The following is a 21,328-nucleotide window of genomic DNA, read 5'->3' on the forward strand; positions in this document are numbered from 1 at the left end:
CGGCATAGCACAAGACCGGCGAATGCGCGTCCGGCCCGGGATCCGCCCGGATTCAGCGTTCGCGCCACGCCTTCGCGACCTGATCCGAGAGCGGCTTGACCAGGTAGGACAGCACCGACCGCTCCCCGGTCTGGATATAGGCCTCCACCGGCATCCCCGGCACGAGGCGGACCTTGCCGAGACGGGACCGTTCGTCGTCCGGGACCCGGATGCGCAGGGTGTAGTAGCTCAGGCCCGTCTTGGCGTCCTGGCTCACGTCGGCCGAGATCCGGGTCACCTGCCCGTCGATCTCCGGGGTCACGCGCTGGTTGAAGGCGGGAAACCGGAGGACGGCGTTCTGTTCGAGGTGGACGTTGTCGACCTCCTGGGGCGGGATCCGGACCTCGACCGCGAGGGTGTCGCCGTCCGGGACGATGAGCATGGCGGGCTCGCTCGGAACGACGAGGCCCCCGACGGTGTGGACGGACATCTGGTGCACGATGCCGTCCTGGGGCGCCTTGAGGTCGGTCCGCATCAGCTGGTCGATGGCGGAGACCTTCTTCTCGCCGAGTTCCGACCAGCGCCCCCGGATCTCGGCCAGGTCCTTGCTGACCTCGCTGCGCATGTCCTGGTCGACCTGCAGGATCTGGAGCTCGGTCTCGGTGATCTTCCCCCGGACCTGGGCCTGGGAGGCGGTGAGCTGCCCCTTCTCGCCCTGAAGGCGGGCGGCGTCGCGTTCCAGCGCGGTCACCCGCGAGAAGGGGACGAGGTTCTTGGACCAGAGGTCGCGCACGCCCGTGAGTTCGTCCTTGATGAGGGCGATCTCCCGCGCCTTGGCGCCGGCCTGCTCGGACAGGCCCGAGATCTCCTGCCGAAGCTGGAGCACCCGCTCGCGCAGCTGGGACTTCTGGCCTTCGCGCCCCGCCACCCGCGTTTCGAACAGGCCCCGCTCGCCGTCGATCAGGTGCGCCACGGCGGGGTCGTCCCGGCGCGCGAGGAGGTCGGGCGCGAAGGTGACGCTGCGGGCCCCGTCGCGCTCGGCCTCGTTGCGCCCACGCCGGGCGGACAGTTCGTCCATGGCCTTCAGGACGATGTCGAGGTTGGCCCGCGCCTGCGTCTCGTCGAGGCGGATCACCACGTCCCCCGCCTTCACGCGCTGGCCGTCGCGCACCCTGATCTCGCCGACGACCCCCCCGGTCGGGTGCTGGACCTTCTTGACGTCGCTTTCCACGACGAGCTGCCCCGGGGCCACCACGGCCCCGTGGATCTGGGTGACGGTGGCCCACCCGCCGACCCCGAAGGTCAGGGTCCCGATGAGGAGGGAGACCGTCAGGAGGTGGGCGCCGATGGAGCGGTCGGACTCCACGGGCCGCGAGGCCGTCCGGATCGAGGCGGCGAGGGCGGGCGTCATGCGGTGGCCTTCAGGTTGGCGGCGGGCTTGATGGTCGCGCGCAATCGCGGCTCGGCGAGGGTCGGGACGGCCTTCTGGCGGGTGGCCCGGCCGAGCACGTCCTTCTTGGGGCCGAAGGCTTCGGCCCGGCCCTCGGCCATGACCAGGACGAGGTCGACCGCCGCCAGGGCGCTCGGGCGATGGGCGACGACGACGACGATCCCGCCGCGGGCGCGCACGCCCAGCATGGCCTGCGTGAGCGCCTGCTCGCCCGCCTCGTCGAGGTTGGCGTTGGGCTCGTCGAGCACCACGAGGAACGGGTTCCCGTAGAGCGCGCGGGCGAGGCCGATGCGCTGGCGCTGGCCCGCCGAGAGCCCGGCCCCGCCCGCCCCGATGCGGGTCTCGTAGCCTTCGGGCAGGCGCAGGATGAGGTCGTTCACGCCCGCGGCCCGGGCGGCCGCCACCACGGAGACGGGGTCGGGGGCCGCATCGAGCCGGGCGATGTTCTCGGCGATGGTCCCGGCGAACAGCTCCGCTTCCTGGGGCAGGTAGCCGATGTGGCGGCCCAGCGTCGCGGGCGACCACTGGTCCAGGGTCGCGCCGTCGATCCGCACGCAGCCCCGCGCCGGTGTCCAGACCCCGACGAGCGCGCGCACCAGGGTGGACTTGCCGGAGGCGCTCGGACCGATGATGCCGAGGCCCTGGCCGGCCTTGAGCCCGAGGGTGACGTCCGAGACCACCAGGCGCTGGGAGCCGGGCGGAACGATCGCGACCTGCTCCACGGTCAGGCTGGTTTTTGGGTCGGGCAGGGTCAGCGGGGCGCCCTCGGCGGGAAGCCGGCGCAGGAGCTCGCCGAGCCGGCTCCACCCCTGGCGCGCGGCCACGAACCCCTTCCAGTGCGCGATGGCGATCTCCGCCGGGGCGAGGGCCCGGGACACCAGGATCGAGGACGCGATGATGATCCCGCCCGTCGCCTGTCCGTTGATCACGAGCCAGGCGCCGAGGGCGAGCACCCCCGATTGCAGGATCATGCGGAACACCTTCGAGACGGTCCCGAACCCGCCGGCGACGTCGGAGATCCGGCGTTGCTCGCGCATGTAGGCGCGGTTGGCCTCGTCCCACTTGCGGGCGAGCCGCTCCTGCATGCCCATGGCGGCCAGGACCTCGGCGTTGCGACGCCCGGATTCCGCGACCTCGTTGCGCCAGGCGCCCTGCGCCGTGGCCTCGCGCTGCGGGCCGCGGGTGAGGAGGTCGGTCGCGAGGGTCATCGCCGCGAGGACCACGGCTCCCACCAGGGCGGCGAGGCCGATCAGGGGATGGAACAGGAAGCAGATCCCCAGATAGATCGGCATCCAGGGCAGGTCGAAGAGGGCGGTCGGGCCGAGGCCCGACAGGAACCCTCGGACCTGGTCGAGGTCCCGCAGGGGCAGGAGGCCGTCCCCGGCGGCCCCGCCCTTGAGGGGCGCGCGCACCACCACGTCGAAGACGCGCGCCGAGATCCGCTCGTCGAGGGCGCATCCCACCCGGGCGAGGACGCGGGAGCGGATGGCCTCGATGGCGCCCTGGAACAGGAAGAGGGTCAGCGCCAGGGCGCCGAGCCCGACCAGCGTGGGGATCGAGCGGGCGGGAATGACCCGGTCGTAGACTTCGAGCATGAAGAACGACCCCGTGAGATAGAGAACGTTCACGAGCCCGCTCATCACGGCGACCCCCAGGAACGCCCGTCGACACCTCGCCAGGGCCGCCTTCAACTCGGCACGGCCGCTTTCCTGCCCCATGACGCAACTCCGAAACGAGAAATACCTCAACCATCAGGCGATATCGGCTTCGCAGGTGAACGCCCGCAGCACGACAGGACCTGCGGCTCGTGGCCGTAAGCCAGCATTCCCGCCGCAGCGGAATTAAAATCTGGTAAGTTGTCGGACCGGTATTTTGTAAATTCCGTGTAAAAATGCGTAGCCGGCGCGTTAAAGCCGTGGTGCTGCCAAGCTTTTCACGAAGGCGTGATGTGAGGCGATTTTACGGTCTCTAAACCATCGTTTTGGGGAATTCTCGACGGGCCTTGTGTGAAGTTCGCCTCTGAGTAGGTTGTGTGGGTACGGCCGCCCTCGCAGCGGCCGGTCGCAGCAACATGATCCTTCATCAGGCCTGGCGGGACCTTCGCACGGACGCGGTCCGAGCGGACGGGGACGCATGCCCCAAGCTCAAGGTGATCACGGATGGCCAGCTCTCCCGCTCCCCTCGTCCTTTCCCTGTCCCTTGCCAGCGACACCGGCGTTCCCCTGGACGGCCTGACGCGTCGCAACGTGGTCGACGTGGGCATCCTCGGGCTCAACCTCCTCGGCGGCCCCATCACCCTCTTCAACGACCGCGACGGCGACGGGACGATCGATCCGGGCGAGGTCCTGGCCACCGTGCAGAACTCGCTCCTGGCGAGCGCCCGCATCACCCTGCCCGAGGGCACCCACAACATCCGCGCCGTGCAGAGCAGCCCGAACCTCATCGGGCCGCCCACCGTCACGATCTCCGCGCCGCTGACCGTGCGGGTGGACAACACCGGGCCCACCATCGTCTCCGTCAACCAGCTCGACCTGCCAGATCCCCTCGGACTGCTCGACCTGCTCGGCGTGCTTCGGTACGAGGTCACCTTCTCGGAGCCCGTCACGGGCGTGTCGGCCAACCTGTTCGAGGCCACCGGCACCCTTCCGGGTATCCACCTCGTCACCCTGCTTCCGGTGCTCGGCGACCCTACCCGCTACATCGTGAGCATCGGCCTCGGCCTCGACGGGATCAGCCCCGACCAGCGCAACGGGACCCTCGGCCTCTCGCTCAACCCGTCCAACCTGTCCGGCGTCACGGACCTGGCCGGCAACGCCCTGCGCGGGGCCGACTTCGCGCTCCTCGCCCCCGTCAACATCGGCCCGGCGCGCGAGACCGCGACGGCCGACCTCAACGCCGACGGGCTCGGCGACGCGGCCTTCCTCGTCAACAACACGGTGGTGGTGACGCAGGGCACCGGGACCGGATCGTTCGGTCCCACCCAGACGGTGACCGTCGCCGCCGGCCAGAACACCATCGCCATCGGGGACGTCACGGGCGACGGCCTCGCGGACATCGTCACGGCCGGCGCCGGGCGCGTCGAGATCCTGCGCCAGAACCCGGACGGGAGCTTCACGCTCACCGACCGTGCCACCGCGGGCGCCGAGCGCGCCGTCCTGGCGGATGTCGACGGCGACGGCGACCTTGACATCGTGACGGGGAACACGAGCGCGAACACCGCGACGGTGCTGTCCAACAACGGCACCGGCACGTTCGCCGCCGGCGCGGCCGTGACGCTGGGCGTCCGTCCCGACAGCCTCGTCTCCGGCGACTTCAACGGCGACGGACGCATCGATCTCGCCGCGCTCGCCGACGGGGGCACGTCCCTGTCCGTCCTGACCCAGGCCGCCACCGGCGGCACCTTCACCCGCTCCACGCTGACCGTCGCCGCCGGTTCCGGGGCGCTCGCGGCCGGTGACGTCAACGGCGACGGCCGTTCCGAGATCGTCTCGGGCGGCGCGAACGGCACGCTCGAGATCCGCGGCACCACCGCCGGAGGCGCCGCCACCACCCTGACCCTGCAGGCGGGCAGCGCGCCCACCGACATCCGCATCGGCGACGTCGACGGCGACGGTCGCCAGGACATCCTCTACGCCGGGGTGGACGGCAACGTGCGCGTCGCGCGCGGCGACGGTGCGGGCGGCTTCTCGACCCCGATCGTGCTCGAGACCCAGCAGGGGCTCACCGCCCTTGCCCTCCTCGACGTGAACGGCGACGGGCGCCAGGATCTCGCCCTCGCCTCCGGCACCACCGGCACCGTCCAGGTCGGCACCGGCATCCCGGTCGGCGGCCTCCTCGGCAGCGTCTACGAGATCCTGGCCCCGGCCCCGGTCCAGACCGTCACCGCGCTCACCGTCGCCGGCGACAACGTCGTCAACGCCGCCGAGGCGGCGGGCGGGACGGTGACGGTCTCCGGAACCCTCTCGGGACCGCTGGCTACCAACGAGACCCTCGCCGTGCGCATCGGCGGGGTCACGACGACGCTGCCCGGCGCCGCCATCGTCACCGCCAACGGACAGACCACGTTCACGGCCGCCATCGCCGCCCCGGCGGCGTCCGGCGAGATCGCCCTCCTGGTCCAGCGCGCGGACGGGGCGGTCTCCGACCCCCTGACCCGGGCCTTCTCGGTGGACCTCGTCGCCCCGGCCCTGGCGAGCGTCACCTCCGCCGACGGACCCGTGACCAAGGACGCGGCCGTGGACTTCACGGTGACGTTCTCCGAACCCGTCACCGGCCTGACGGCCGCGAATTTCGGCCTCGTCGGCAGCGCCGCCCCGGGCCTCGTCCCGGTCGTCACCCCCCTGGCCGGCGGGCGCGCCTACACCGTGACGGTGGCCGCCCCCGGCGCCGAGGGCACGCTCGGCCTGACCTTCGTGCCCACCGGCCTCGCCGATGCCGCCGGCAATCCCGTGACGGGCGCGGCGCTGCCCGTCGCCGTCGGCCCGGTCCTGACCCTCGACCGGACCGCGCCGGTCCTCGCCCTCGATCCGCTCGGAGGTGACGGCGTCCTGTCCGCCGCCGAACTCTCGGCGGGCGTGACGCTCACCGGCAGCGCCCTCGGCCTGCCCGACGGCGCGACCGTGACGGTGTCCGTCACCGATGCCGCCGGCACCCCCGTGCTCACCCCGGTGGCGACCGTGACCGGCGGCCGCTTCGCCCTGCCGCTCGCCGCGGGCGCACTCGCCGACGGCGCCTACATCGTCTCGGTCTCCGCCGTCGACGCGGCCGGCAACGTCGCCGCCCCCGCCGTCGCCAACCTCCTCGTCGACACCCAGATCGACGGCGGTGCGCCGCTCGGGATCAGCCTGGGGACCGCCGGCACGGTCGGCATCGCCGGCGCGGCGGCCGTCCCCCTGACGGTGACCGGCCTCGATGCCGGGACCACGGCCGTCATCGCCTTCACGGACGGCACGACCACCGTCCGGGCGACCGTGGGCGCCAACGGCACCGTCCCGGTCGACCTCGGCGGCCTCAGCGGCGGCGTGACCTCCTCCGTCAGCATCACCGACACGGCCGGCAACGGCGCGACGGTGACGGGGCCGTCCATCACCGTCGACACCCTTGCGCCCGCCGGATCGGCGCTGCTCGCCCCGACGCAGCTTCCCGGGACGATCGCGTTCGACGTGACGTTCGGCGAGGCCGTCCTCGACATCGACCCGAGGGACTTCCGCGTCGCCGCCACCGGCAGCGCCCTCGGCACCGTCACGCAGGTCGTGGCCGACGGCAACGGCGGCTACACCGTGACCATCGGGAACCTGTCGGGGGAGGGCACCCTCGGCCTCGCCCTCTCGGGGACCGCCGACATCCTCGACGCGGCGGGCAACCCCGCCACCCTCACGCCCTCGACCCCCGTGGCCATCGACCGCGTCGCCCCGCCGGCTCCCGCCATCACCGGGCTCCTGAGCGACCTCGGCGCGCCCGGCGGCTTCTCGACCGGGGACAACACCCCCACCCTCGCCGGCACGGCCGAGGCGAACGCCTTCGTCACGGTGTCCTACGAGGCCGGCGGCGCCCCGCTGACCCTCACCACCCGGGCCGACGGCTCCGGGGCCTGGAGCGTCACCGCCCCCGTCCTGGCGGACGGGGCCTACGCCTTCACCGCCACCGCGACCGATGCCGCCGGCAACGTCAGCCTGCCCACCGCGCCGCGCGTCGTCACCGTGGACACCACGCCCGGAATCCCCTTCACCCTGGCGGTCGATTTCGGCGACGGCCTCGTGAATGCGGCGGAGGCCACCACGATCCCCTACGTCCTGACCGGCCTGCCGCCGGGCGACAGCCTGACGATCACCTTCACCGACGCCTTCGGCGGCGTCGTCACCCAGTCGCTCGACCCGGCGGGCGGGGCCTTCGACCTCGCGGGCCTCGACGGACCCGTCACCTCGACGCTGAGCTATGTTCGGGACGGCTTCGACCCCATCCCCCTCGTCGGCCCGGGCGCGACCTTCGACGTCCTTCCCCCCGTCGCGCCGGAGATCCTCGGGGTCGCCGCGCCCGGTCAGCCCCTGTCGGCGCTCAGCGGCGACGCCACCCCGCTGCTCGTCGGCAGAGGCGAGCCGGGCTCGCTCGTGACCGTCGTCGTCGCGGGCACGCCCCTCACGGCGGAGGTCGACGCGACCGGCGCCTGGCGCCTTCCCGTCGCCACGCCGCTGCAGGAGGGGCCACTGACGCTCACGGCCACCGCCACGGACGCGGCCGGCAACGTCAGCCCGGACTCCCCGCCCCTCGTCGTCACCATCGACCTGTCCGCGGACGGCGCCGACCCGATCGCGGTGACCCTCGACCTCCCGGCCGGGCGCCCCCTGAACGCCGTCGAGGCCGCCGCGCTGACGGGGACGATCGCCGGCATCGATGCGGACGCGACCGCGATCCTCACCTTCACCGGCCCGAACGGCAGCATCGACGTGCCGCTCGCCAACGGGGCGGCCACCTTCCCCGACCTGTCGGGCCTCGGCGCCTCGGTCGCCGTCAGCGTCCGCGTCACCGACCCCGCCGGCAACGCGGCCTCCCTCCCGCTTCCGAACCTCTCCATCGACGCCGTCGCCCCGGCCGCCACCATCGTGGCGGACCCCGCCGCCGTCCCGGGCGCGACCTCCGTCACCTTCACGGTGACCTTCCCCGAGGCCGTGGCGAATTTCGGGCTCGACGACATCCAGCTGGTCCGCACGGGCACGGCCGCAGGCACCGTCTCGGACATCGCCGCCACGGCCGACGGCTACGTCGTGACCGTGTCGGATCTCAGCGGCAGCGGCTCGATCGCCCTCGGCCTGGTGGCCGGCGCAACCGTCTCCGACATCGCCGGCAACGTCGCGGTCGTGGCCAATGCCGACGCCCACCTCGTGAACATCCCGTCGGTCGTCCCGACCGAGGATCTCCCGGTGATCCGCGCCATCACCGACGACACCGGCGTGGCCGGGGACTTCGTCACCAACGACGCCGACCCGATCGTGAGCGGGACGGCGCAGGCGAACGGCACGGTGACGCTGACCTACGCGGCCGCCGGCGGCGCCGGCGGGACGCTCGTCACCCGGGCCGACATCGACGGCAACTGGAGCGTCGCCCTCCCGACGCTGGTCGACGGGCGCTACGCCCTCTCGGCGACGCTCACCGACGCCTCCAACACCATCCTCGGCGTCTCGCCGGCCGTCTCCGTGACCATCGACTCGGTCGCGGATGCCGGAGCGCCCGTCGCGCTCGCCGTGGATGCGACGGCGGACGCCCGGATCGATGCCGCCGAGGCCATGGCCGTCGCCTACACCCTCTCCGGACTCGACGCCGACAGCACGGCGCTGGTCCGCTTCACGAGCGGAGGCCTCGTCCGAGAGGCCACGGTCGGCGCGGACGGCAGCTTCCTGATCGACCTGTCGGGCTTCGACGGGATCGTGACCTCGTCCGTCGCCGTCACGGACGCCGCCGGCAATGTCGCCACCTTCGCGGGGAACGCGGTCCGCGTCGACACCGGCCCGACCGCGGTTCCGTCCGTGGGCGGGCTCGCCCCGGGCTCCGACACGGGGGCGGCCACCGACGGCATCACCGCGGCGCCGACCCCGGTCCTGACCGGGACCGCCGAGGCCGGGGCCGAGATCGCGGTCGTCCTCACCGGTCCCTCCGGTGCCCAGACGCTGAGCACGGTCGCCGATGCCGACGGCGCCTGGAGCGTGGCCACCCCGGCGCTGGCGGACGCGACCTACACGGTCACGGCCTCCGCCACCGGCGCGAGCGGCCTGCCGAGCGACCCCTCGGCCCCGTTCGTCCTGACGATCGATACGGTCGCCGACCAGGCCCCGCTCGTGGGACTGCAGCTCGCCTCCGACGACACCCTGCTCAGCGCCCCGGAGGCGGCGGCGTTCAGCTTCACCCTGTCGGGGATCGACCCCGGCGCCTCGGGCACGGTCACCTTCTCCGACACGACCGGCACCGTCGTGGTGCCGGTCGCGGCGAACGGGACCTACACGGCGGACCTCTCCGTCCTGACGGGACCGATCACCGCCTCGGCCCGGATCACCGACGCGGCGGGCAACGTCTCGACGCCGACGCTCCCCCTGCCGGCGGGACTGAGCGTCGACACCGTCGCCCCCACCGGCACCGCCGTCGGCGACCTGTCGGGCGGCAACGCCGTGGCGAGCTTCAGCTACGCGGTGTCCTTCTCCGAGCCGGTCGAGGGCGTGGGTGCGAGCGACTTCACGCTCACCGGGACGCCGGGCGTCAGCGGCGAGATCGCCGGCGTGACGGGATCGGGCGGCAGCTACGTCGTCACCGTGGCGGGCATCCAGGGCTCCGGAACCCTCACCCTCGGCCTCGCCCCGGGCGCCGACATCGCCGACGCGGCGGGCAACCTGGCGACGCTGGCGCCCGCCACCCGGGACGTGACCGGGGTGGTGCCGGTGCAGCCGGTCATCCTCGGCTTCAGCGACGATACGGGCGTCGGCGGCGATTCCGTCACGGCGGACCGCAGCCCGACCCTCACGGGCATCGGGCAGCCGGACGGCACCGTCACCATCGAGTACGTGACCGCGGCCGGGGCGCAGACGCGCTCCGCCCCGGTCTCGCCCTCGGGCACGTGGTCGGTCACCCTGCCGGACCTCGCGGATGGGACCTACGCCTTCCAGGCCCGCCTGGTCGACGCGGGCGGGGCGCCGGTGGGCGTCTCGGCGCCCCTCTCCCTGACCATCGACACCGTGGCCGATGACGGCACGCCAGCCGCCCTCACCGTCGATCCGGCGGGCGACGGCCTGCTCAACGCGGCGGAGGCCGGAACCGTGGCCTACCAGGTGAGCGGGCTCGACGCGGGCGCCAGCGCGACCGTGACCTTCCGCGACGCCGACCAGGTCGTGTCGTACACGGTCGGCGCGGACGGCACCTACCGCGCCGACCTCTCGGGCTTCTCCGACGCGGTCTCCGCGCAGATCACGATCCGCGACGCGGCCGGCAACGAGGTCGTGCGCACCGGCAACACCGTGACCCTCGACACCGCCGCGCCCGGCGCCCCCGTCATCGCCGGCTTCGGCAACGACACGGGTGTGCCCGGCGACGGCATCACCTCCGACGCGGCGCCCACCCTCAGCGGCACGGCCGAGGACGGCACTACGATCCGGGTCTCGTACACGGATGCGGGCGGACCGCGCACCATCGACACCGTGGCGACGGGCGGCGCCTGGAGCGTCGCCGTCCCGGCGCTGGCGGACGGCCGCTACGCCTTCACGGCGACGGCCATCGATGCGGCCGGCAATGCCGGGCCCGCGAGCCAGCCGTTCCAGGTCGTCATCGACACCACGGCGGATGCCGCGCCCACCGCCACCCTGGCGGTCGGCGGCTCCCCGGACGGCGTCCTCAGCGCGGCGGAGGCGGCCACGGCCGAACTCACCGTGGCCGGGCTCGATCCCGGCACCACGGGCACGGCCGTCCTCAGCGCCGGCGGTGCCAGCGTGAGCGTCGCGGTCACGGGCAACGGCACCTACGTGGCCGACCTCTCCGGCCTGAACGGCCCGGTCACCACGCGCCTCGTGCTCACCGACGCCGCCGGCAACGGGGTGACGCTCGCGGGCAGCGGTCCGGTGATCGACGCCCTCGCCCCCGCCGGCACCGCCACCCCGGACGGTTCCGGCCCGTCCGCCACCACCTTCACCTACCTCGTCAGCTTCCCCGAGGCGGTGACCGACGTGAGCGCCGAGGACTTCGCCCTGACCGCCTCGCAGGGCGCGACGGGCCGGGTCAGCGCGGTCGCGGCGGTGACGGGCGGCTACCGCGTCACGGTGTCGGACGTGTCCGGAACCGGCACGCTCACGCTGGACCTGGCTCCGGGCTCGGACATCGCCGACCTCGCCGGCAACCGCGCCACCCTGACGTCCTCGCCGCGCGAGGTCGCCACCGGCGCCAGCCCGCAGCCGGTCGCCCCCGTCATCGCCGGCTTCGGCGACGACACGGGCGTGCCCGGCGACGGCATCACCTCCGACGCGACGCCCACCCTCAGCGGTACGGCCTCGCCCAACGGGACCGTCACCGTCTCCTACGCGGTGGCGGGGACTCCGCTCACGGTGGTCGCGCCGGTCGACGCGGCGGGGTCCTGGAGCGTCGCCATCCCGGCGCTGGCGGACGGCACCTACGCCTTCACGGCGTCCGGCGCGGACGCGGCCGGCCAGCCCACGGGGATGTCGGCCCCCTTCGGCCTGACCATCGACACGGTCGCGGACGCGGTCCCCGCCGTCAGCCTCGTGGTGAACGAGCCGCCCTCCGGCGTCCTCACGCCGGCCCAGGCGGCGGCGACCGGGTTCGTCGTCTCCGGCCTCGACGCCGGGTCGGCGGCCGCCGTCACCTTCAGCGACGGGACGCATTCGGTCCGGGTCGAGGCCGGCCAGGACGGCACCTACCAGGCCGACCTCTCCGGCCTGACGGGCGACGTCTCCACCACCTTCGTGGTCACCGACGCGGCCGGCAACGCCGTGACCGGTACCGGCAACGGCTTCGTCGTCTCAGGGTCCGCGCCGCCGCAGGCGCCGTTGGTCACCCCCACCGTCACCGGCCTCCAGAACGATACGGGGACGCCCGGCGACGGCGTCACCAGCGACGCCCAGCCGGTCGTCGCGGGCACGGGGACGCCCGGCACGACGGTGACCGTCACCTATACCGACGCCGCCGGCCCCCAGGTGGTCACGACGCCGGTGGACGCCTCCGGCGCCTGGGCGGCCACCCTGCCGACCCTGACCGACGGGACCTACGACGTGGTCGCCTCCGGCCGGGACGCGGCGGGCAACACGACGCCCGCCGGCCAGCCCTTCCGGGTCGTGGTCGACACCGTGGCGGATGCCGGCGCGCCGGTCTCGCTCTCGGTCGAGCCCACCCGCGACGGGGTGGTGAACGCCGCCGAAGCCTTCGACACCGTCTACGGCGTCGCCGGCCTCGACCCGGGCGCGATCGCCGCCGTGACGTTCTCGGACGGGACGCACAGCGTCACCGCCCAGGTCTCGGGGAACGGCCGCTACGCCGTCGACCTCACCGGGCTGCACGGCACGGTGACGAGCACGATCCTGGCGACCGACGCCGCCGGCAACGCCGCCAGCGCCAACGGCACCCCGGTCACCCTCGACACCATGGCCCCGGCGACGCCCGTGATCACGGGCTTCTCGGAGGATACGGGAATCCCCGGCAACGCCGCGACCGCCGACACCACGCCCACCCTCCTCGGCACCGCCGAGGCCGGGAGCAGCGTCTCGGTGGCCTACGACACGCCGCAGGGTCCGCGCACGGCGACCACCCTCACGGGAGCCGACGGCCATTGGAGCCTCGACCTGCCCACCCTGGGGCAGGGCAGCTACACCTTCGTCGCCAGCGCCGGCGACGCCGCCGGAAACCGCAGCGCGGCCTCGGGCCCATTCGCCCTCGCCATCGACCCGGCGGATACGGGGGGGCCCGGCACCGGAGACCCTGGCACCGGAGACCCGGGCACGGGAGGACCTGGCACCGGAGACCCAGGCACCGGAGGGCCCGGCGGCGGAAACGGCAACCTGGCGCCGGTCGCCGTCGACGACCGGGCCGCGACGGTGACCCACGCGGCCGCCATCTCGGGCAACGTCCTCGCCAACGACCACGACCCCAATGCCGGCGACGGGCTGCACGTGACCGCGATCCGCTTCGCGGGCGGCCTGACGGTGGAGGTTCCCGCCAGCGGCACGGCGACCGTGGTCTCCAACCACGCCACGCTGCACATCGCGGCGGACGGGAGCTACACCTACCAGGCCATCGGCTCGAACAACCTGACCATCGGCGGCCCCATCTCCGAGGCCTTCACCTACACGGTCTCCGACGGCGCCGGGCTCACCGATACCGGCGCCCTGGAGGTGTCCCTCCAGGGGACCCGGCCCGCGGCGGAGGCGCGCTTCGGCTTCGCCTTCGTGGACGCCCGGGTCGACTTCGTCGGGGAGGCCCTGGTGCTGACGGCGCCGGACGGGACGCTCCACGACGTCAGCGGGATCGGCACGCTGCACTTCACGGACGGGTCGATCCAGGAGAACGACGGCCACGCCCTGGTGGACGACGTCTGGTACCTCTCGCACAACCTCGACGTCTGGCAGGCCCACGTCGACGCGGACACGCACTACGAGGTCTATGGCTGGCGCGAAGGGCGCGATCCGAATGCCTACTTCCAGACCCGGGAATACCTCGCCGAGAACCGCGACGTCGCCGCCGCCGACATCAACCCGCTGGAGCACTACGTCCAGTACGGCGAACGCGAGGGCCGCAGCCCGAGCCACGACTTCGCGCCGGAATCCTACCTCGCCCTCAACGGCGACGTGAAGGCCGCCGGCGTGAACGCCCTCGACCATTACCTGCAGTTCGGGCTGGCCGAGGGGCGTTCGGTGATCGAGGGCGAGGGCAAGCCGGGCCTGTTCGGGGGCTTCGACTCAGGCTTCTACCTCGAGCACAATGGCGATGTGGCCGCCGCGGCCGCGCAGGTGGGACCCAACGGCATCGTCGCCAGCGAGTACGCCTTCCGACACTACCTCGAATACGGGGCCAAGGAGGGGCGCGCACCGAACGCGTTGTTCGATCCGGCGGCCTACCTCGCCGTCAACACGGACGTGGCGGCCGCCGGCCTGAACCCGCTCCTGCACTACCAGGAGTTCGGCTGGCACGAAGGACGGAACCCGGGACCGGGCTTCGACACCAATGCCTACCTCGCGCGCAACACGGACGTGGCGGCGGCCGGCATCGATCCGCTCCAGCACTTCCTGGAATACGGTCTGCAGGAGGGCCGTCTGCCGACCTGATCCGCGAAGCACGGGTCCGGATGCCGGGGGCCGAGGCTCCCCGGCTCCACGTTTCTTCCTCAACGTGTCTTCGCGCGTCCTGCGCGGGGGAGGGGGCGCGCCCGCCGCCTCAGCGCCGGCCCGGCACCACGATCACGCCGGGCGAGGGGGAGGGCCGGAACAGCTCGTTGCGCTGGATCTGCATCCGGTTCTGGTTGGTGTCGAATTGCTGGCGCTGCTCGATCCCGCGAATCTCGCTGCGGGTGGAGAGGCGTTCGTTCGTCGCGTTCAGGCTGTCGAGGGCGCGGGAGGACTGGGCGAGGGCCGGACCGGCCGCGAGGAGCGCGAGACCGGCGAGGAGGAGGGTGTGGGAGGCACGCATGGCGTCGTCCTGACTGAAGGGGGCTGATCCTGATCTGGTGAGACGACTCGCCGGTGGGAAGGCGGGTTCCCCGACCGAAGGGGCGCGATGCGGCAGGTGCTTGATGCGGCAGGTTCTCGATGCAAGAGGTTCTCGGCCTGGCCGCGTCCGGCCGCCCCGTCGCGGCTCCTAGACCGGGTCGTCCCCGTCCCGGGCCTCGTCGTCCGCGTCCGGCACGAGTTCGCTGAACGGCACCGTGCGGACGCGCCGAGCCTGTGCGTCCTCGATCTCGAACGCGCAGGCGAACCAGTCCCGGACGACGAAGGAGGGTGGCCCGGCGATCAGGCCACGCGCCTCCTGCAGCGCGTGGCGATGCGCCGCCTGCGCGTCGGGAAGGTCGTTTCCCTCGGGGTCGACCGCCAGCTTGCCGGCGCCGGGGCCGTAGCGAAGGTTGAAGAAGTAGCGAGGCATCCTCAGGCCCCCTCGATCAGCCGGGCGTACTCGGCCTCCGGGGTCCCGTAGCTGCCGTCCGCCATGTCCTCGAGGAGCTCGCGGTTGATCACCGTGACGCGCCCGCGCTTGGCCCGGATGCGGCCGGCGCCCTCGAGCTGCTGCATCGCCAGGGTCACCCCGGAGCGCCGCACGCCCAGCATCATCGACAGGAACTCGTGCTTGAGCAGGAGCTCGTCCCCGTCGATCCGGTCGTGGCACATCAGCAGCCAGCGGGCGAGGCGCGCCTCGATCTCCTGGGTCGCGTTGGCGAAGGCCGTCTGCCGGACCTGGATCAACTCGGTGAGGATGTAGCGCAGGAGCAGCTTGCGCAGCGTCGGGCTCTCCTCCATCGCCGTGCTCACGGCCTCCGCGCGGATGCGCAGGGCGGCGCCGGGCAACTGGATGAAGTGGTCGTACGGCACCCGATCCGAGCCGAGGAGCACGGGCGTGGCGCCCACCGCGCCCTCCCGGCCGATGATCCCGATCTCGACCCGGCCGTTCGCGCCCTCGGCGGTGATCGACGAGATGCCGCTCTCCATGAAGTGGAGGTGCTCGGTGCGCGCGTTGGGCTTGGTCAGGGTCTGGCCGGACTGCAGGTCGATCGGCTCCAGGTGCGGCTGGAGGCGAGCGAAATCCTCAGGCCGCATGGCCCTGAGCAGGCGATTGCGCACGGTCGAATGTTCGGTGTGAGCCACGACGCTTGTCTCCGCATGGGAGCAAGAGCGCACAGAGTCTCTCAGCCGCCTGCGCTCGGTGATTACCTGCAAGCGGTCGATAACATATGGTTGGAAATACCAGGATTTGCAAGGTATTTAAGCGGTGACATATCTGCTCAACATAATGTGCGCTACCGAACTCTCGGGAGTTCGGTGCCGAACCGGGCGGTTTCATTGCCTCGTGCACGATTGAATACATACTTATATCTTGCGACATAAAGCCATGTGTCCCTGATGTCGCGGACGGCATTTCTTCCCGGAGCCATGCATGAACCCCATCGCTCAGCAGCCCCTCGCCCTGCTCGCCGAGGCCGATGCCCTGGTGGGGATCGATCTCAGCGACGCCCTGCAGCAGGCGGGCTACCGCGTGCTCGGACCGTTCGCGACCACGCCGGAAGCCCTGGCGGCCGTCGAACGGACGCCCCCCACGGTGGCGGTCGTGGATGTGGTGCTGCGGGACGGCGTCTGCACCGCGTTGGAAAGCACGCTGCGCCGACGGGGCATCCCGTTCGTCGTCCATGCCGGCGTCCTGCCGGCGGCGGCCGAGGCGCACGGCTTCCAGGGCGTGCCCTGGCTCGGCAAGCCGGCGCAGCCGCAGGAGGTGGTGGCGCTTCTCGACGAACTGTCCGGCCCGGCCTCACCGGTGGTCGCGAAGGCCGCGGCTCCGATTCTGTTGACCCCGGCCGTCGAGGCGCGACGTAACCCGCTCGTCCGCAAGCTGGAGGGCTTCGGGGCGCTCTCGGAGGCGGATCGTGCGGTCCTGACCCAGATCAGCGCCAATCCCCGCCTGATCGGGCCGCGCATGGACCTAATCCGGGAGGGCGACCGGCCCGAGGGCGTGTTCCTGGTCCTCGACGGCATGGCCTGCCGGCACAAGGTGCGCGAGACCGGCGCCCGTCAGATCCTGGCCTACCTGCTGCCGGGAGATCTCTGCGACCTCGACGTGGCCCTCCTCGACACCATGGACCACACCATCACCACGGTATCGGCCTGCCGGGTGGTGCAGATCCCGCCCGAGACCATCGCCGCGTTGATCCAGCATCACCCGCAGGTCGCCCGGGCGCTGCGCAAGGCGGCCCTGGTCGACAACGCGACCCTGCGCGAATGGCTGGTGAACGTCGGCAGCCGTTCCGCCGTGGAACGGCTCGCCCACCTGTTCTGCGAGCTCCTCGTCCGGCTGCGCGCCGTCGACCGGACCGAGGGCGACAGCTTCGAACTGCCGGTGACCCAGGCGGAGCTCGGCGACACGACCGGGCTCTCGAACGTCCACGTGAACCGCTCCCTGCAGGAACTCAGGCGCCAGGGGCTGATTGAACTGAAAGGTCGGCGCCTGACGATCCTCAATCTGCCTCGGCTCAGAGCGGTCGCCGAGTTCCGGTCGAACTACCTGCATTTAGGAAACCGAACGGCGGCATGAACCTTCAACTCCAGCCCGTGCAGGTCGCGACCGGCAGCAAGGACACCGAGAGTCAGCTCGTGTTCGCCGATGGCTTCCTCGTGGCGGTGCTGGTGCGCCTCTCGGAGGAGCACGCGGACGAGGCGGGCCGGTGGTATCTCGAGGCCGGCTTCGGGCCGGTCGACGATCCCCATCCCCCCACGTTCGCGAACGTGCACGAAGCCCAGGCCTGGATCACGCACCGGCTCGCCTCGTGAATCCGACCTTTCCATCCCGAGGCCGATGCGCCGAGCCCTCCATACCGAGCCCCGCGATCCACGCGGCGCCCGATGCCCGGGACACGGAGCGCGGGTACTCGATCCTCGCCGATTGCAACCCACGGGTTTCCGCTCATACTGCGATCCCGGCACGCGTGACCGGGGCTGACGATGGAGCGCCATCGGGCGACGCGGGCCGATCGCGCCGCGCACCCGGGCACGATTCTCTGACATGGAGATGCCGATGCCCGAACCCGCGTCCCTGCTCGCCTTCGCGCTGATCGCGCTCGGCATGGTCCTGACGCCCGGACCGAACATGGTCTACCTGATCTCGCGCTCGATCTGCCAGGGCCGGGGCGCCGCGCTCATCTCGCTCGGCGGCGTGGCGCTCGGCTTCGTCTTCTACATGGTCTGCGCGGCCTTCGGCCTCACGGCGCTCGTGCTGGCCGTCCCTTACGCCTACGACGCGATCCGCTTCGCCGGCGCCCTCTACCTCCTGTGGCTCGCCTGGCAGGCGGTCCGCCCCGGCGGACGCTCCCCGTTCCAGGTCAAGGACCTGCCGGCGGACAGCCCCCGCAGGCTGTTCCTCATGGGCTTCCTGACCAACCTCCTGAATCCCAAGGTCGCGGTCATCTACCTGTCGCTGCTGCCCCAGTTCATCGACCCGGCCAACGGCAGCGTGCTGGCGCAGTCCCTGGTCCTCGGCACGACGCAGATCCTCATCAGCGTCTCGGTGAACGGCATGATCGCCGTGTCGGCCGGGTCGGCGGCGGCGTTCCTCCTGCGCCGCCCGGCCTTCGCCGCCGTCCAGCGCTGGATCATGGGAACGGTGCTGGCGGCCCTCGCCGTCAAGATGGCGACCGAGGCGCGGCGCTAGGGGCGGTCCCGACCGGCGTTCTCACGCCGACCCGGGGCCCTGCCGCGGACTGCGCCCCGGTCCCGCGTCCCGGCGGGTCGTCCAGCTCGGATGGTTCAGCCGACCGCACCGGGAAGACGCCGATTCGACCCCGTCCCACCGAGGCGTGGGACGGGGTCGCGGGCGACCGCGACCGCCGTGTCTCAGGCGGTCATCTCGCAGGCAGCCGTCTCTCAGGCTGCCGTCTCTCAGGCGGCCATGGGCCCGTAACGCCGGTGGCCCTTCACGTCGAACCGGTCGAGCATCATCACCTTGTCCCAGACCCGCACGAAATCCGCCACGAACCGGCCTTGGCCGTCGCTGCCCGCATAGGCATCGGCGATGTTGCGCAGCTGCGCGTTCGATCCGAACACGAGATCGTTGCGCGTGGCCTCGAACTTCGCCTGCCCGGTGTCGCGGTCCTTGAGGGCGAAGGCCGTCCCGGCCGCGTCGGCCTTCTCCCAGACCAGATTCGTGTCGGTCAGGTGCCGGAAGAAGTCCGTCGTCAGCACGCCCACCCGGTCGGTGAAGACGCCCCGGTTCGACCCGTCGTGGTTGGCGTTGAGGGCACGCAGGCCGCCGGTCAGCACCACCCATTCCGGCGCGGTCAGCGTCAGCAGGTTGGCCTTGTCGAGGAACATCTCCTCCGGCGCCAGACGCTGCGCCATCGCGTCGAACCCGTCATCGACGTAGTTGCGGAAGCCGTCCACGAGGGGCCTCAGCCACTGGAACATCTCGATGTCGGTCAGCGCCTGCGTGGTGTCGACCCGGCCGGGCGTGAACGGCACCTGCGTCGCGACCCCGGCATCCCCGGCCGCCTTCTCCACGGCGGTGCAGCCGGCGAGCACGATGAGATCGGCCAGCGAGACCTGCTTGCCGTCGCTGCGCCCGCCGTTGAACGCGGCCATGACCCCGCGCAGGACCTCGACCACCGGCGCGGCCCGGCGGTTGACGGCCCAATCCTTCTGCGGGGCAAGGGCGAGCCGTCCGCCATTGGCGCCGCCGCGCTTGTCGCTGTCGCGATAGGTCGAGGCCGCCGAGAAGGCCGTGAAGGCCAGGTCCGAGACCGAGAGGTTCGTGGCCAGGATCGCCTGCTTCAGGGCGGCGATGTCGGCGTCGCCGATCGGGGCATAGGCGGCATCCGGGATCGGGTCCTGCCACAGCAGGCCGTCCTCGATCGTCACCTCCGGGCCGAGGTAGCGGTGCTTGGGCCCCATGTCGCGGTGGGTGAGCTTGTACCACGCCTTTGAGAAGGCCTGCGTGAAGGCGTCGAAGTCGCCCAGGAACTTCTCGCAGACCTTGCGGTACTCCGGATCGACCTTCAGGGCGATGTCGGACGTCATCATCATGAGGGGATGCATCTGGCCGGCGACATGGGCGTCGGGAGTCCTGGGTGCGTTCGGATCCTTCGGGGTCCATTGCAGGGCGCCGGCGGGGCTCTTGGTCTGCTCCCAGTCGAACTTGAAGAGGTTCTCCAGGTAGGCATTGTCCCACTGGGTCGGATCGGGGGTCCAGCTGCCCTCGATGCCGTTGGTCATGGTGTCCTTGCCCGAACCGGTGCCCTTCGGGTTGTTCCAGCCGAGACCCATCGCCTCCATCGGCGCCATTTCCGGCGGCGGCCCGATCTCCTTGGCGGGGGTCATGCCGTGGCTCTTGCCGAAGGCATGGCCGCCGGCGATGAGCGCCACGGTCTCCTCGTCGTTCATGGCCATGCGGGTGAAGGTCACCCGGATGTCGTTGGCCGAGCCCTGCGGATCGCCGTTCGCGTAGGGCCCCTCGGGGTTCACGTAGATCAGCGACTGGTGGGAGGCGGCGAGCGGGTTCTCCAGGTCGTAGTCGGCGTCGCCGTTCCGGCCGCGCCAGCGCTGGTCGCGGTTGACCATCTCGTCGAAGCTCGAGACCGTACCCATCTCGACGACCTCGGGCCCCCAGTAGGTGGCGTTGTCCGCCTCCCAGGCGTCGAGGCGCCCGCCGGCGAACCCGTAGGTCGGCAGGCCCATGATCTCGAGGGCGCAATTGCCGGTGAGCACCATCAGGTCGGCCCAGGAGAGGGCGTTGCCGTACTTGTGCTTGATCGGCTGCAGGAGGCGACGCGACTTGTCGGTGTTGCCGTTGTCCCACCAGCTCGAGATCGGCGCGAAACGCTGCATGCCGGTGCCGGCGCCGCCCCGCCCGTCCGCGATGCGGTAGGTGCCGGCCGAGTGCCAGGCCATACGGACCATCTGCGGTCCGTAATTGCCGTAATCGGACGGCCACCACGCCACCGACGAGGTCAGGAACTGCTTGATGTCGCTCTTGAGCGCGTCGAGGTCGATCGTCCCGAAGGCGCTGGCATAGTCGAAATCGGGCCCGAGCGGATCGGCCGCGAGCCCGTTCTGGTGCAGGAGCTCGACCCTGAGGCGGTGCGGATACCAGGCCTCCAGTGTCGGAGAACCGCCGAAGGCCCCACCGACGCGGTCACCGCCGAACGGGCACTTGCCCTCCATCGGGTACGACTCGGTCTTGGTCTTGTCGATCGTCATGTCGTTCATCACCATTCCCCCTTGGCGCAGGACCGGCGTCACTGGACGGTTCGGGCCTCCGGTCTGTTGCCGACGGAGGCGTGAGGCGCGCAACACCCCACGGAAATCAACTTATGCGCGATCCGGTGCCGTGACCGAAATCAGGCGGTTTCATCAAAAATCAAGGCGCCACCGACGACCTTGTGGGCGGGGCGGCTGTCGAGACGCCCCGGAAGACGTCTCGGAAGACGTCTCGGAAGTCGCCTTGCATTTGCGTGCGTCCGCGACGCGCAATCCGTTTCGGGGTCGGCAGCGTTCACGCGCCCGACCCGAACAGCATCACGGTTCCACGCGGATGGCGGGAGATCGCTGACCGACCCCTCCGGGCCGATCGTCGGTGGAGCCCGGACGCGGCGATGAGCCGAGTGCGGGAATCGAGATTCGGCATCGCCCTCGGCACGGGCGCGATGTCGCGGCGGTCCGCAGCGGAAACCCGTCA

The 21,328-nt window shown here is 71.9% G+C and carries 10 protein-coding genes; 4 read left to right on the forward strand and 6 right to left on the reverse strand.

The features are described 5' to 3' along the window. Positions 1-52: 52 nt before the first annotated feature. Together OF380_RS09575 and OF380_RS09580 are read right to left on the reverse strand one after the other, a co-directional pair. On the reverse strand, positions 53-1,390 hold the full coding sequence (locus tag OF380_RS09575) for an HlyD family type I secretion periplasmic adaptor subunit (RefSeq protein WP_264050531.1): 1,338 nt from the start codon (positions 1,388-1,390) through the stop codon (positions 53-55). Next, positions 1,387-3,147, reverse strand: a complete 1,761-nt coding sequence (locus OF380_RS09580) for a type I secretion system permease/ATPase (protein WP_264050532.1) — start codon at positions 3,145-3,147, stop codon at positions 1,387-1,389. The genes OF380_RS09575 and OF380_RS09580 overlap by 4 nt, the downstream gene beginning before the upstream one ends. A gap of 441 nt (positions 3,148-3,588) precedes the next feature. On the opposite strand from OF380_RS09580, the gene OF380_RS09585 reads away from it, so the two are divergent. Next, a complete protein-coding gene (locus OF380_RS09585; RefSeq protein WP_264050533.1) occupies positions 3,589-14,232 on the forward strand; it encodes an Ig-like domain-containing protein in 10,644 nt (3,547 codons plus the stop codon). Positions 14,233-14,341: 109 nt separating this feature from the next. On the opposite strand, the gene OF380_RS09590 is transcribed toward OF380_RS09585, so the two are convergent. The 3 genes from OF380_RS09590 to OF380_RS09600 all read right to left on the reverse strand — a co-directional run bounded on the left by OF380_RS09590 (position 14,342) and on the right by OF380_RS09600 (position 15,759). Continuing rightward, the gene (locus OF380_RS09590) at positions 14,342-14,593 is read right to left on the reverse strand and encodes a hypothetical protein (RefSeq protein WP_264050534.1); all 252 of its coding nucleotides are present in this window, start codon (positions 14,591-14,593) and stop codon (positions 14,342-14,344) included. Between the two features lie 168 nt (positions 14,594-14,761). Continuing rightward, entirely contained in the window at positions 14,762-15,043 is a 282-nt protein-coding gene (locus tag OF380_RS09595) for a DUF6894 family protein (RefSeq protein WP_264050535.1), read from the reverse strand. A 2-nt stretch (positions 15,044-15,045) separates the two neighbouring features. Beyond that, positions 15,046-15,759 (reverse strand): Crp/Fnr family transcriptional regulator, encoded by a 714-nt coding sequence (locus OF380_RS09600; protein ID WP_264050537.1) that lies wholly within the window; start codon positions 15,757-15,759, stop codon positions 15,046-15,048. 289 nt (positions 15,760-16,048) lie between these two features. Between OF380_RS09600 and OF380_RS09605 the strand changes: the two genes are divergently transcribed. The 3 genes from OF380_RS09605 to OF380_RS09615 all read left to right on the forward strand — a co-directional run bounded on the left by OF380_RS09605 (position 16,049) and on the right by OF380_RS09615 (position 18,310). Continuing rightward, positions 16,049-17,197, forward strand: coding sequence for a helix-turn-helix domain-containing protein (locus OF380_RS09605; RefSeq protein WP_264050538.1), 1,149 nt, complete (start codon positions 16,049-16,051; stop codon positions 17,195-17,197). Next, positions 17,194-17,433 carry a hypothetical protein gene (locus OF380_RS09610; protein ID WP_264050539.1) on the forward strand — a complete coding sequence of 80 codons (240 nt, stop codon included), beginning with the start codon at positions 17,194-17,196 and terminating at the stop codon, positions 17,431-17,433. The genes OF380_RS09605 and OF380_RS09610 overlap by 4 nt, the downstream gene beginning before the upstream one ends. 244 nt (positions 17,434-17,677) lie before the next feature. After that, complete coding sequence (locus OF380_RS09615; protein WP_264050540.1) at positions 17,678-18,310, forward strand: LysE family translocator; 633 nt, start codon at positions 17,678-17,680, stop codon at positions 18,308-18,310. Between the two features lie 227 nt (positions 18,311-18,537). Here the strand turns inward: OF380_RS09615 and katG are convergent, their stop codons facing one another. Further along, positions 18,538-20,859, reverse strand: a complete 2,322-nt coding sequence (katG, locus tag OF380_RS09620; RefSeq protein WP_264050541.1) for a catalase/peroxidase HPI — start codon at positions 20,857-20,859, stop codon at positions 18,538-18,540. Positions 20,860-21,328: the final 469 nt, after the last annotated feature.

Source organism: Methylobacterium sp. FF17, assembly GCF_025813715.1.
GTDB lineage: Bacteria > Pseudomonadota > Alphaproteobacteria > Rhizobiales > Beijerinckiaceae > Methylobacterium > Methylobacterium flocculans.

Coding starts and splice junctions, on each gene's coding strand:
- OF380_RS09605 (WP_264050538.1), top strand. CDS start 16,049: ATGAACCCCATCGCTCAGCAGCCCCTCGCCCTGCTCGCCGAGGCCGAT.
- OF380_RS09580 (WP_264050532.1), bottom strand. CDS start 3,147: ATGGGGCAGGAAAGCGGCCGTGCCGAGTTGAAGGCGGCCCTGGCGAGG.
- OF380_RS09590 (WP_264050534.1), bottom strand. CDS start 14,593: ATGCGTGCCTCCCACACCCTCCTCCTCGCCGGTCTCGCGCTCCTCGCG.
- OF380_RS09585 (WP_264050533.1), top strand. CDS start 3,589: ATGGCCAGCTCTCCCGCTCCCCTCGTCCTTTCCCTGTCCCTTGCCAGC.
- OF380_RS09615 (WP_264050540.1), top strand. CDS start 17,678: ATGCCCGAACCCGCGTCCCTGCTCGCCTTCGCGCTGATCGCGCTCGGC.
- OF380_RS09595 (WP_264050535.1), bottom strand. CDS start 15,043: ATGCCTCGCTACTTCTTCAACCTTCGCTACGGCCCCGGCGCCGGCAAG.
- katG (WP_264050541.1), bottom strand. CDS start 20,859: ATGAACGACATGACGATCGACAAGACCAAGACCGAGTCGTACCCGATG.
- OF380_RS09610 (WP_264050539.1), top strand. CDS start 17,194: ATGAACCTTCAACTCCAGCCCGTGCAGGTCGCGACCGGCAGCAAGGAC.
- OF380_RS09575 (WP_264050531.1), bottom strand. CDS start 1,390: ATGACGCCCGCCCTCGCCGCCTCGATCCGGACGGCCTCGCGGCCCGTG.